Below are 12,956 nucleotides of genomic sequence, written 5' to 3' on the forward strand. Positions count from 1 at the left end.
CGCCTCCGCAAAGAACAATTCCAGAACGGTATTTTATCCGCTAGGGGAGTGTCGATCATGCTGACCGCGCTTTCCATCCGGGATGTCGTCCTGATCGAGGCCCTGGACCTCGATTTCGGGGCCGGGCTCGGCGTCCTGACCGGCGAAACCGGTGCCGGCAAATCGATCCTGCTCGATGCGCTGGGCCTGGCGCTCGGCGCGCGTGGCGACAGCGCGCTGGTGCGTCATGGCACCAACCAGGCAGTGGTCACCGCGAGCTTCGATCCGCCGGCGACAAGCGGCGCGCTGGCCGATCTGCTCGCCGATAACGGGCTCGATCGGGAGCCGGGCGAACCGCTGATCATCCGTCGCATCGTCAAGGCCGATGGCGGCAGCCGCGCGTTCGTCAACGATCAGCCCGCCTCTGCCGGCCTGCTGCGCGAGATCGGCGCCAATCTGGTCGAGATCCACGGCCAGCATGACGAGCGCGGGCTGCTCAACCCGCGCGGCCACCGCGCGCTGCTCGATACGTTCGCGCGGATCGATGCGGCGCCCGCCGCCGCCGCGCATCGCGCGTGGCGTGCCGCCGAAACCGCGCTGGCCGAGGCGCAGCTGGAACTCGACACGCAGGCACGTGACCAGGAATGGCTCGACCATGCCGTCGCCGAACTGCGCGCCTTCGGGCCGGAGGAAGGCGAGGAAGAAGCGCTCGCCACGCGCCGTGCCGGGATGCAGCGCGGCGAGAAGATCGCCGACGATCTGCAGGCGATCGCCGATCTGCTCGAGGGATCGGACGGCGGGCTCGCCAAATTGCGCCAGGCGGCGCGAATTCTCGAGCGCGTCGGGCAGGACCACGCGGCGCTGGGCGAGGCGCTGGAAGCGATCGACCGCGCGATCATCGAGGGTGCCGAGGCGCAGGAGAAGGTCGACGAGGCCGCCGCCGCGCTGGCGTTCGATCCGGCGCAGCTCGAATCCGACGAGACCCGCCTGTTCGATCTGCGCGCGCTGGCGCGCAAGCATCGCGTGCAGCCCGACGAACTCGCTGCGCTGACGCAGCAACTGTCCGACAAGCTCGAGCGGATCGAGAGCGGCGGCGCAGGGATCGCCGCGCTCGAACGCCGCCTGGCGCTCGCTGCCAAGGCCTATGAGATCGAGGCCGATCTGCTGACCGCGCAGCGCGGCGCGGCGGCGGCGCGGCTCGACGCGGCGGTGAAGGCCGAGCTGGCGCCCTTGAAGCTCGACGCCGCGCGCTTCCGCACCGCGATCGCGCCACTGGCGCGCGACGCCTGGGGCCCGGCGGGCAAGGACCGCGTCGATTTCGAGATCTCGACCAATCCCGGCGCGCCGTTCGCCCCGCTGACCAAGATCGCCTCGGGCGGCGAGCTCTCGCGCTTCATCCTCGCGCTGAAGGTCGCGCTGGCGGAGGAAGGCGGCGCGGCGACGATGATCTTCGACGAGATCGATCGCGGCGTCGGCGGCGCGGTGGCCAGCGCGATCGGCGAGCGGCTCGCGCGGCTCGCGGGGGCCACGCAATTGCTGGTCGTGACGCACAGCCCGCAGGTCGCGGCGCGCGGCGGGCGGCATCTGCTGATCGCCAAGAGCCATGACGGCACCGTCACCCGCACCGGCGTGCGCGCGCTCGACGAGGCCGAACGCCGCGAGGAAATCGCCCGCATGCTTTCCGGCGCGACGGTCACGGACGAGGCGCGCGCGCAGGCTGAACGGTTGCTCGAAACCGCGTGACGCGGCCGGCTGGCTATTCCGCCGCCCGCCTGTATGTAGCGATTTTCGACGAGAGTGCTCGCGCCGCATGCCTTCCGCCACGCCCGATCTGCCCCGCGCGTTGCGCTTCCTCGACGGCGGCGGCGCGGCGACCGCGCTGATCCTCGCGCGCGACTGGTCGGATCACCCGCTCGGCCCGCCGGAAGGCTGGCCCGATGCGCTCAGGATATCGCTCAGCACGATCCTCAACTCGCCCGAATCGATGATCCTTGCCTGGGGCGAAGAGGAACTGTTCTTCTTTTTCAACGAAACCTATTTTCCGTTGCTCGGCCCGCGCCTCGATTGGGCGATGGGCACGCGCTTCGACCAGGTCTGGGCCGATGGCTGGGAACAGGCCAAACCGATCATCGACGATGCCTTTGCCGGCCGCAGCACGCGGTTCGTCGATCTGCCGTGGAAACTGGATACCGATCGCGGGCCTGCCGATACCTGGTTCACCTTTTCCTATTCGCGCATCCTCGATCCGGCGGGCGCTATCGCCGGCCTGTCGATCCTGACCAACGAGACGACCGACAAGGTTCTGGCCGAACAGCATAACCGGCAGACCGAGGAACAGCTGCGCCGCGCGCAGGAGGCGGGCGGGATCGGCATGTTCACCGTCCATCCCGACGGCACCGCCGAGCCGACACCGTCCTTCTGCCGGCTGTACGGGCTGGACGAGACCGATTGCGTTCCCTCGGCGGTGTTCGAAGCACTGATCGTGCCCGAGGATCGCGCGCTGGCCTCCAGCCAGGAAACGCGCGCTGCCGGCAGTGCGCCGCTCGATGTCGAATATCGCATCCGTCGCGCCGATACCGGCGAGATCCGCTGGATCGCGCGCAAAGGCGAGATCGAGCGCGATGCCGAGGGCCGGTTCGTGCGCTTCGTCGGCGTGGCGCAGGACGTTACCGAACGGGTCGAGGCGCGCCTGGCGCTTGCCGCCGAACGCGAGCAGCTGGCGCAGATGTTCGAACAGGCGCCGACCTTCATGGCGATGCTCGAAGGCCCCGAGCATCGCATCGTTCGCGCCAATCCCGGCTATTTCGCGCTGGTCGACAATCGCAACGTGCTCGGCAAGACGATTGCCGAGGCGCTGCCCGACGCGGTCGAACAGGGCTTTCTGGAGATTCTCGACGGCGTGTACCGCACCGGCGAGGCGTTCGTGTCGGAAAGCGGCCGCTTCGCCTCGCAGGCCGGTCCCGGCGAGCCGATCAACGTGCGCTATGTCGATTTCGTGTTCCAGCCGATCCGGGATGCGACCGGGCAGGTCAGCGGCATCTTCATCGAGGGCGCCGATGTCACGCAGCGCAGCATTGCCGAGGAAAATCTCCACCTGCTGAACGCCGAGCTCGAACAGCGCGTCGCCGATCGCACCGACGAACTGATGCGCGCCGAGGAAAATCTGCGTCAGGCGCAGAAGATGGAGGCGGTCGGCCAGCTGACCGGCGGCATCGCGCACGATTTCAACAATCTGCTCGCCGGCATCTCGGGCAGCCTGGAGATGATGCAGGTGCGCATCGCGCAGGGCCGCGGCGGCGAGCTCGATCGCTATATCGATGCCGCGCAGGGCGCCGCAAAGCGCGCCGCGGCATTGACCCACCGCCTGCTCGCCTTCTCGCGCCGCCAGACGCTGGCGCCCAAGCCGACCGACGTGACGCAATTGGTCGGCGGCATGGCCGAGCTGATCCGGCGCACGGTCGGCCCGCAGATCGAGATCGACACGGTCAACACCGCCGGTCTCTGGCCGAGCCTGATCGACCCCAGCCAGCTCGAAAACGCGGTGCTCAACCTGTGCATCAACGCGCGCGACGCGATGCCCGAGGGCGGCCGCATCACGATCGAGACCGGCAATCATTGGATGGATCACCGCACCGCCGCCACGCGCGGGCTGGAGGCCGGCGACTATATCTCGATCTGCGTGACGGACACCGGCACCGGCATGCCGCCCGAGGTGATCGCCAGGGCGTTCGAACCGTTCTTCACCACCAAGCCGATCGGCATGGGCACCGGGCTCGGCCTGTCGATGATCTACGGCTTCGCCAAGCAATCGGGCGGATCGGTACACATCAATTCCGCGCCCGGCGCGGGCACGATGGTGTGCGTCTATCTGCCCCGCCATATCGGCGCCGCGGACAGCGCGGCCAGCGCGCCCGAACCGGCAGCGGCGGCACGCGGCGCGGGCGAAACCGTGCTGGTGGTCGATGACGAGCCGACCGTGCGCATGCTGGTCGCCGAGGTGCTGAACGATCTCGGTTATCATGCGCTCGAGGCGGAGGATGGGGCGGCGGGGCTGAAGGTGCTCGGCTCCGGGGCGCGCATCGATCTGCTGGTCACCGATGTCGGCCTGCCCGGCGGGATGAACGGTCGCCAGGTCGCCGATGCGGCGCGCGCCGTGCGGCCCGATCTCAAGGTGCTGTTCATCACCGGCTATGCCGAGAATGCCGTGCTCAGCCACGGCCATCTCGATCCTGGCATGCACGTGCTGACCAAGCCGTTCGCGATCGATGCGCTGGCCGCGCGGATCCGCGAACTGATCGCCGGCTGACGCGTTCAGCCTGCCTAACCGAGGAGCAGCCATGTCTATCGACGATCAGATGATCGATACGCCCGACGGCCCGATGAGCTGGGCCGAATGGAAGAAGAAGCATCCGGTGCAGGTGCCGTCGCGCCGCACCAAGGGCAAGGACCTGCCGGTCAAGGTCAAGATGTTCACCGAGGATCCCAAGCCGACCAAGCCCAAAAAGCCCTGACCGCGCCACTCAGCGCCTGCCGGTCAGCGCCGCCAGCTGCAGGATCGTGGCGATCGCGGCAAAGCCGGCGCCGAGCGCGGCGACGCCGCTCCACCCCGCCGCGCCCCACACCTGCATCGCCGCGGCCGAGCCGGCCGCGCCCCCCAGGAACATGCCGCCCATCAGGATCGTGTTGAGCCGCGACCGCGCCTCGGGCCGCAGCGCGTAGACGATATGCTGGTTGGAGACGAGCGCGCTCTGCACCGCGAAATCGAGCACGATCACGCCGACGACCATGCCCGCGACCGAGCTCCACACGCCGACCAGCAGCCAGGCAAGCAAGGTCAGCACCGACCCCAGCACGATCACGTCGCGTGGCCCCCGCCGGTCGGCGATCCGCCCGGCGACCGGCGCGGCGAGGATGCCGACCGCACCAACCACGCCGAACAGCCCGGCGATATCCGCGCCGAGCCCGAAGCGCGGTTCCTGCAGGTGCAGCGCGAGGATCGTCCAGAAGCCGGTGAACGAGGCGAACAGCAGCGCCTGGGTGACCGCCGCGCGGCGCAGCGCGGGGAATTCGCGCCACAGCCCGCCGAGCGAGTGGAGCAGCGCGCCGTAGCGCAGATCGCTGCTCGGCTGGCTGCGCGGCAGCATCACCGCCATGCCGATCGCGCCGGCCAATGCGATCGGCACGCCGAGCCAGAACATCTCGCGCCAGCCGCCATGCGTGGCGACAAACCCGGCCAGCGTGCGGCTGAGCAGGATGCCGCCGAGCAGCCCTGCCATCACCGTGCCGACGGTCGCGCCGCGCCGTGCGGGATCGGCGAGATGCGCGGCGAACGGCACGATCTGCTGCGCGACCGAGGCGGCGACGCCGAGCAGCAGCGAGGCGGCGATCAGCAGCAGCGCGCTCGGCGCCAGCGCCGCCGCCACCAAAGCGAGCGCGAGCAACACGAACTGCAGCACGATCAGCCGCTTGCGCTCGACCAGATCGCCGAGCGGGACGAGCAGGAACAGCCCGGCGGCATAGCCGAGCTGCGTCGCGGTCGGGATCAGCCCGGTCAGCCGCCCGGGCAGGTCGCGCTCGATCATGCCGAGCATCGGCTGGTTGTAATAGATGTTGGCCACCGCCGCGCCCGCCGCCACCGCCAGCGCGAGCGTCAGCCCGCGGCCAAGCCTGCCCTCCACCGTCGCCGTTTCCGCCATTGCCGTCATCACGCACTCCACTGTCGCCGCCCATGTAGGTTGCCGCAGCGCAGCAAAACAGCGCCGTGCGTGCAGTGCGCTGAAAAAGGGGCAGTTCCTGCACGCGCGCCGGGATGCTAGAACGCACAGTGCAGCGGCCCATACGGAGATGACCATGAGCAGTCTCGGCACCCGCGAACACCAGATGTTTCCCTTGCTCGATGCAGCGCAGATCGCCACCGCGCGGCGTTTCGCCAGCGGCGCGGAGACGCGCTTCGATCCCGGCCAGACGATCTATGCGATCGGCGAGGAGGATGCGCCGGCCTGGCTGGTGCTGGACGGCACGATCCACGTCGTGCGCCGCGACGGGCTGCACCACGAAGCGCCGATCACCACGCACGGCGCCGGGCAGCTGACCGGCGAGGTCAACCAGCTCGCCGGGCGCCCGTCGATCGCCGCCGGTCGCGCCGGGGCGGAGGGCTGCACCGCGCTGCCGTTCGACGCGGCGCATCTGCGCGCGCTGATGGTCGGCTCGGCCGATGTCGGCGAGATCGTGATGCGCGCGCTGATCCTGCGCCGCGTCGGGCTGATCGAACAGGGCGGCGCGGGGACGATCCTGATCGGCGTGCCGGGCAGCGCGGCGATCGTGCGGCTGCAGAATTTCCTCACCCGCAGCGGCTATCCCAATCTCGTGCTCGACGCGGCAAACGATGCGGAAGGCCGTGCGCTGGTCGAGCGGATCGGCGTGCTGCCCGATGAACTGCCGCTGGTCGTGTGCCCCGACGGGCATTTGCTGCGCAATCCGAGCGATATCGAGGTCGCCGCCTGTCTCGGCATGACGCCCGATCTGGATCCCGCCATGCTGTACGACGTGGCGATCGTCGGCGCCGGGCCGGCGGGCCTCGCCGCCTCGGTCTATGCCGCCTCCGAAGGCCTGTCGGTGATCGTGCTCGACGAGCGCGCGATGGGCGGCCAGGCCGGCGCCTCGGCGCGGATCGAGAATTATCTCGGCTTCCCGACCGGCATTTCCGGCCAGGCGCTGGCCGGGCGGGCGTTCAACCAGGCGCTGAAGTTCGGCGCCGAGATCGCCGTGCCGCTGCAGGTCGACTGCCTGGATTGCACCGGCACGCCCTTGGTGCTCGACCTTGCCGGCGACCGCCGGTTGCGCGCCAGGACGATCGTGGTCGCCTCGGGCGCGCGCTATCGCCGGCCCGCGATCGACAATCTGGCGATGTTCGAAGGCGCCGGGATTTCCTATTGGGCCTCGCCGATCGAGGCGCGGCTGTGCGCCGGCGAGGAAATCGCCTTGGTCGGCGGCGGCAATTCGGCCGGCCAGGCAGTCGTGTTCCTCGCGCCGCAGGTCCGGCATCTGCATCTCATCGTGCGCCGCGATCTGGCAGAGACCATGTCGCGCTATCTGGTCGATCGCATCGCCGCTTTGCCCAATGTCGAAATCCATGTCGGCGCGGAGATCGCCGCGCTGGAGGGTGATGCCGCCACCGGCCTGTCCGCGGCGACCTTCCGCTATCGCGCCGACGGAGCGCTGGTGCGGCGCGCGCTGCGCCACATCTTCCTGTTCATCGGCGCCGATCCCAACGCCGCCTGGCTGCGCGGCCGCGCGGCGACCGACGCCAACGGCTTCATCGTCACCGGTACGGGCGCGCTGTCGCTCGAGACCAGCATCCCCGGCGTGTTCGCGATCGGCGATGTGCGCGCGGGATCGACCAAGCGCGTCGCGGCGGCGGTCGGCGAGGGGGCGGCGGTGGTCGCGCAGATCCACGCCAAGCTCGCCGATCAGGCGCGCGACGCCGAACGGGCGCGGCACGCCGCCTGACTCGGCGGCACGCACCGCGCGGCGCCGGCGCGGTGGTGTCCCCCGTTACGGCACGACCGCGTAGAGCAGGAACGCCGCGAAGATGCTGAGATGGACGATACCCTGGAGGATCGTCGTGCGCCCCGTGCCGAGCGTGATCACCGAGACGAGCAGCGTCAGCCCGAGCAGCACGCTTTCCTTCGGGCCGAGCCCGAGCTGCAGCGGCTGACCGAGCAGGATGGACACCGCCGCCACGGCGGGAACGGTGAGGCCGATCGTCGCCAGCGCCGAGCCGAGCGCCAGGTTCATGCTCGTCTGCAGGCGATCGAGCCGCGCGGCGCGATACGCGGCCAGCCCTTCGGGCAGGAGCACCAGCGCCGCGATCATGATCCCGACCACGACCTTGGGCGCACCCGCCCGGTCCACCAGATGCTCCAGCGTCGGCGACAAGGCCTTGGCGAGGCCGACCACGGCCACCAGCGAGAGCAGCAGCAGCGCGACGCTGAACAGCGTTGCCCGGCCCGAGGGCGGCGGCGCGTGCGCCTCCTCGTTGCCGATTTCGGGCGGCAGGAAATAGTCGCGGTGGCGGATCGTCTGGACGAACACGAACGCGCCGTAGAGCACGAGCGAGACGATCGCCGAGAATATGAGCTGCGTGGTGTTGAGCATCGGCCCCGATGCACTGACGGTCACGTTCGGCACGATCAGGGTGAGCACCGTCAGCGCGGCGAGCACCGCGAGCGCGGCCAGCGCGCCTTCGAACTGGAACCCCTGCACATGATGGCGAACGCCACCGGCGAGCAGGCAGACCCCGACGATACCGGCGCACGTGATCATCACCGCCGCGAACACCGTGTCGCGGGCCAGCCCCGCTTTGTCGGCGCCGCCCTCCAGCATGATCGAGACGATCAGCGCCACCTCGATCACGGTCACCGCGACCGCGAGCACCAGCGTGCCGAACGGCTCGCCGACCCGGTGCGCGATCACCTCCGCATGGTAGACCGCCGCGAACACGACGGCGACGACGATCGCGCCCACGACCGCCGCCATCAGCCCGCTGACCACCCCCGCCAGCGTCGCGAGCAGCCCGGCCACGCCGATGATCGGCCAGGCCCAGGCCCACCACGGCGCCCGGTCGGTTACTGGTATGGCCACAGCCTTGCTTCCTTTCGATCGTGCCGGATCGCCAAGAACCGGCCCCAATGAGCCAGCCGTGCGCCGACCTACCGGCTATGAACGCGTCGGCGCCGGATTGCGTTCACCTAGCCGTGAAGGAGCGGCTGGAAAACCGGCCGGATTTGCCGGCAGCGGGCCGCGCCGCCGTGCTGCCGGTTGCTCAGCGTCAGAATGTCCGCACTCGGCATCCGACAATAGCTGCCGTCATGACCGACCATGGCATAAGCGGCGCGTCCGCTTTTGGCGCCGCCGCGGCGGCGCCACGCGTCCCATGGTGGAAGGCGGAACGGCGGCTTTCGGGAAGGCGGGCGACAATAGCCGACATTGAGAGGTTGCCGCCCTTCCCGAAAACGATGCGCAAACGGGACAATCTTCACTCCGCTTTCCATTTCACTGGAATACGCAGGTAGGTGACGCCGTTCGCCTCTGCCTCGTTAAAGTGACCCGCGCGGATGTTGACCTGGATTGAGGGCAAAAGCAGCTTGGGGACGGATAGCCCGGCGTCGCGCTGCTCGCGCATGGCTACGAAATCGTCCTCGCCTACGCCGTCATGGACATGGACGCTCGACTCGCGCTGCTCGCCAACTGTCGTCTCCCAGCGATAGTCGTCGCGGCCCGGCGCCTTGTAGTCGTGACACAGGAACAGTCGCGTCTCGACGGGTAATGTCAGAAGGCGGCGGATCGAACGATAGAGCGTGCGGGCATCGCCGCCGGGAAAGTCGGCGCGGGCGGTGCCATAGTCGGGCATGAACAGCGTATCGCCCACGAACGCCGCATCACCGATCAGATAGGCGACGTCGGCGGGGGTGTGGCCGGGGACGTGCAACACTTTGACCTCCAACTCACCGATCGCGAAGCGGTCGCCGTCCTCGAACAGCCGGTCGAAGTCCGATCCGTCCGCCTTCAGGTCGCCCATCGCAAACACGGGACGGAAGATCTTCTGCACGTCGCGAATGTGCGCGCCGATCCCGATCCATGCGCCGGTATGCGCCTTGATGAACGGTGCAGCCGTCAGATGGTCGGCATGGGCGTGCGTCTCCAGAACCATCTCGATCCGCCAGTCATGCTCGCGAGCGAAGGCGACGATCCGCTCAGCCGAGCGCGTATCGGCGATACCGCTCGCTATGTCGAAGTCTAGCACCGGGTCGATTACCGCCGCCTTCCGCGTGGCGGCATCGCCCACGAGATAGCTGATCGTGTTCGTCGGTTCGTCGAAGAACGCTTCGATGAAGAGCTGGGCCATGATTTCCTCCGTTAGCTATTGCTAATATATTAGATGATGCTACATAAGCAATACCTAATGGAGTAGCGAGGATGCTCAAGCCGCTGATGGACTTGGCGACGTTCGAGGCGAAGGCCGGACAGGTTGCCGTCACGCTGAAGGCGATTGGCAACGAGCGTCGCCTGATGCTGCTGTGCAAGCTGGTCGAGCATGGCGAGGTGACAGTCAGCGATCTGGCGCGCGATGTTGGCCTGTCGCAGTCAGCCTGTTCGCAACACCTCGCCAAGATGCGCGACGAAGGCCTCGTCACTTATCGACGCGAGAGCCAGACGCTTTGGTACGCCATTGCCGATGCGCGCGTCGAAACGCTGCTTGCCACCCTCTACCAGCTCTACTGCAAGGATTGATGCAATGACGCTTGCGACCCTTTCCCCCGCCGACACGCGCGCCGCAATCGATGCCGGTGCGCGCCTGATCGACATTCGCGGAACCGACGAACATGCGCGCGAGAGCATTCCCGGCGCTATCAACGTGCCGCTCGACCGGATCGGCGACCTGCCGCATGACGCCCGTCCAATTGTCTTCCATTGCAAATCGGGGATGCGCACCGCCGGCAATGCCGCGAAACTCGGCGCGGCCGCGTGTGACGCGCCGGCCTACATCCTCAAGGGCGGTATCGATGCATGGCGGCAGGATGGACAGCCTATCGTCACGGATCGATCGCAGCCGCTGGAGATCATGCGGCAGGTGCAGATTACCGCTGGCGCACTGGTGCTGCTTGGCGTGCTGCTCGGCACGTTCATCGCCCCCGCTTTTTTCGGCGTGTCGGCATTCGTCGGCGCCGGGCTGGTCTTCGCCGGCGTGACGGGGTGGTGCGGCATGGCTAACCTGCTGTGCGTCATGCCGTGGAACCGGCGCGCGACCGCCTGAGGCCAGCATGGACACTGCCGCCACCCTTGCCGCGCTCGTATCGGGCGGCGTGATTGGCCTGATCCTTGGCCTCGTCGGCGGGGGAGGGTCGATCCTCGCCGTGCCGCTCTTGATTTATATCGTCGGTGTCGGGTCGCCGCACATGGCCATCGGCACGGCCGCAGTCGCCGTCACGGTCAACGCGCTCGCTAGCCTAATCGGCCACGCCCGCGCCGGCCGCGTGAAATGGCGGTGCGCCGGCGTATTCGCGGTGTCGGGCATGATCGGCGCGGCGCTGGGTGCCGAGTTGGGCAAGGCGTTCGACGGCAAGCGGCTGCTTGTCCTATTTGGGCTGCTAATGATCGGCGTTGGCCTGTCGATGCTGCGAAAGCGGCGCACGGCTGAGGCACCCGATGTGCGGCTCACCCGCAACAGCGCCACGATGCTGTTGCCGCGCCTGCTCCCGATCGGGTTGGGCGTCGGGCTTGCGGCCGGCTTCTTCGGAATCGGGGGCGGGTTCTTGATCGTCCCGGGGTTGATCCTCGCGACTGCGATGCCGCTGCCCTTTGCCATCGGCACGTCTTTGGTCGTCGTTAGCGCACTGGGACTGACCACCGCGACCTCCTATGCCATATCCGGATTGGTCGATTGGCGTGTGACCACGCTGCTGGTCATAGGCGGCATCGTCGGGACGATCGGCGGTATCGAATTGGGCAAGGTTATCGGTACCCGAAAGGGGCTGCTCGAACGGGGCTTTGCCTCTGTTGTGATCGCGATTGGAGCCTACATCACAGTGTCGTCGGTTTAGGCAGCCCATTCCTATAAACGAACCCATACCGGGACAGTTGCCCGGGCGATCACGGCGAGAGCCGTCCGGGGCACCTGCTTTCCCAAAATCTGTTCCCGATTGCGCTTTCTCGAAATGGCCTGTCGGAGACGGAGGAACGGGAAAGATCGCGCTTAACGAATGGCCGTTATCGGGAGCCCGAATCGCCAGCCTGAACGTCCGGTTATGCGCGGAAGCGGCCCGTCCGCTATTGAGAAGGCAGAGCGACTTGGTCGGATGTCCCTGGACGTTGCGGCATCTTCCGGAAAGAACCCCTCGCGGGAAAGGCTTACTTCGATGCCGATTCACCCTTCGGCTGCCACAATTCTATCTTGGTTCCGTCCGGATCAACGATCCACGCGAATTTTCCGCTGGCGTCGCTGTCGTCACGCCCGAGTATCGGAACATTCTTGGCTTTCAGCCGATCAAGGAACGCATCCAGGTCATCTACCGCAAAATTCAGCATGAACTCGCGCTTGGAGGGCTCCATATAATCGGATGCCTCCTTCAAGACGTTGAGGGTCAGCACAGGCGGATGCTCCGGCGCGTCATAGGACAGCATCACGCCGCCCCAGGCTTCGACGTTCATGCCGAGCACATCGCGATACCAGACCATGAGGGCTTTCGGGTCTTTGCTCTTGAAGAAGATGCCGCCGATTCCGGTAATTCTGCCGGGCGGTTCCGCGAAGACCGTCAGGGGATTGAGCGCGGCCAGGACGGCGATGACGATAAGTAGCCTGCGACTACATGGCATAGCATCATCTTCCCCGCCGTTACTGAAGCGATGCTATGGAGATGCGGATCGACGCGCAACCGCATTTCCGATCAACCATGGCCTATCCACCCTCGCCCCATCTGTTCTGCACGAGGCGTGGATTTGAGGGTTCCGGGCGCGGGCGGCCTTCCCTCCCCCCGCATCCAATTGGTGCGATAGCGCTACCAAATCACTACACTGCAAGGATCGTCGCCGCGCCATCCGTCCGTTCGTCCTAGCGCGGACGCTGTGGGCGCAGAAGGCCTTGGCACGCCGGCGCGCCATCGCCGCGCCGCCGACTGACGCGGCGGCGAGCGCTTCATCGACGGCACGATTGGCGCCCGGTCCGATCGGCACAGCATCGTGCGCATCACCGCGTGACCCGGCCGATCCGCGCGACAACCTGACGCCGCTCGCGTGGCGCTGCGCCGGGATGCCGCGACGGTGTGGCGCTGCCGCCCCACCCATCGCCCACCGATACGTCGCTTGACGGCCTCAACGGCTTAGACGATACCGCTAACACAATGGAGGGGATTCACGTGCAGCAAGAGTATCTGCCGCTCGCGGAGGCGGTGCCGCGCGACTGGCGCGAAGCGCTGTTC

The 12,956-nt window shown here is 67.7% G+C and carries 11 protein-coding genes; 7 read left to right on the forward strand and 4 right to left on the reverse strand.

The annotated features are described in order from the left end of the window. Positions 1–57 precede the first annotated feature (57 nt). The 3 genes from recN (at position 58) to NV401_RS06560 (ending at position 4,490) form a co-directional block, all read left to right on the forward strand. Complete coding sequence (gene recN, locus NV401_RS06550; protein WP_261293607.1) at positions 58–1,722, forward strand: DNA repair protein RecN; 1,665 nt, start codon at positions 58–60, stop codon at positions 1,720–1,722. A gap of 67 nt (positions 1,723–1,789) precedes the next feature. Continuing rightward, positions 1,790–4,285: an ATP-binding protein gene (locus tag NV401_RS06555; RefSeq protein WP_261293608.1), complete on the forward strand. Its 2,496-nt coding sequence runs from the start codon at positions 1,790–1,792 to the stop codon at positions 4,283–4,285. A 31-nt stretch (positions 4,286–4,316) separates the two neighbouring features. Beyond that, entirely contained in the window at positions 4,317–4,490 is a 174-nt protein-coding gene (locus tag NV401_RS06560) for a hypothetical protein (protein ID WP_261293609.1), read from the forward strand. A 9-nt stretch (positions 4,491–4,499) separates the two neighbouring features. Here NV401_RS06560 and NV401_RS06565 read toward each other — a convergent pair whose 3' ends face one another. Then, complete coding sequence (locus NV401_RS06565; protein ID WP_380815746.1) at positions 4,500–5,684, reverse strand: MFS transporter; 1,185 nt, start codon at positions 5,682–5,684, stop codon at positions 4,500–4,502. Between the two features lie 145 nt (positions 5,685–5,829). On the opposite strand from NV401_RS06565, the gene NV401_RS06570 reads away from it, so the two are divergent. Further along, the gene (locus tag NV401_RS06570) at positions 5,830–7,488 is read left to right on the forward strand and encodes an FAD-dependent oxidoreductase (RefSeq protein WP_261293610.1); all 1,659 of its coding nucleotides are present in this window, start codon (positions 5,830–5,832) and stop codon (positions 7,486–7,488) included. A 45-nt stretch (positions 7,489–7,533) separates the two neighbouring features. Here NV401_RS06570 and NV401_RS06575 read toward each other — a convergent pair whose 3' ends face one another. Next, a complete protein-coding gene (locus NV401_RS06575; protein WP_261293611.1) occupies positions 7,534–8,622 on the reverse strand; it encodes a calcium:proton antiporter in 1,089 nt (362 codons plus the stop codon). A 394-nt stretch (positions 8,623–9,016) separates the two neighbouring features. Continuing rightward, positions 9,017–9,886, reverse strand: a complete 870-nt coding sequence (locus tag NV401_RS06580) for an MBL fold metallo-hydrolase (protein ID WP_261293612.1) — start codon at positions 9,884–9,886, stop codon at positions 9,017–9,019. Between the two features lie 71 nt (positions 9,887–9,957). On the opposite strand from NV401_RS06580, the gene NV401_RS06585 reads away from it, so the two are divergent. Genes NV401_RS06585 through NV401_RS06595 form a run of 3 tightly spaced genes read left to right on the forward strand, consistent with a single transcriptional unit; the run spans position 9,958 to position 11,582 of the window. Beyond that, on the forward strand, positions 9,958–10,272 hold the full coding sequence (locus tag NV401_RS06585) for an ArsR/SmtB family transcription factor (RefSeq protein WP_261293613.1): 315 nt from the start codon (positions 9,958–9,960) through the stop codon (positions 10,270–10,272). A gap of 4 nt (positions 10,273–10,276) precedes the next feature. Further along, entirely contained in the window at positions 10,277–10,795 is a 519-nt protein-coding gene (locus NV401_RS06590) for a rhodanese family protein (RefSeq protein WP_261293614.1), read from the forward strand. Positions 10,796–10,802: 7 nt separating this feature from the next. Next, positions 10,803–11,582 carry a sulfite exporter TauE/SafE family protein gene (locus tag NV401_RS06595; RefSeq protein WP_261293615.1) on the forward strand — a complete coding sequence of 260 codons (780 nt, stop codon included), beginning with the start codon at positions 10,803–10,805 and terminating at the stop codon, positions 11,580–11,582. 307 nt (positions 11,583–11,889) lie between these two features. On the opposite strand, the gene NV401_RS06600 is transcribed toward NV401_RS06595, so the two are convergent. Continuing rightward, on the reverse strand, positions 11,890–12,354 hold the full coding sequence (locus tag NV401_RS06600) for a VOC family protein (protein WP_261293616.1): 465 nt from the start codon (positions 12,352–12,354) through the stop codon (positions 11,890–11,892). Between the last annotated feature and the right edge of the window lie 602 nt (positions 12,355–12,956).

This window comes from Sphingomonas hylomeconis, assembly GCF_025370105.1.
Lineage (GTDB): Bacteria > Pseudomonadota > Alphaproteobacteria > Sphingomonadales > Sphingomonadaceae > Sphingomonas > Sphingomonas hylomeconis.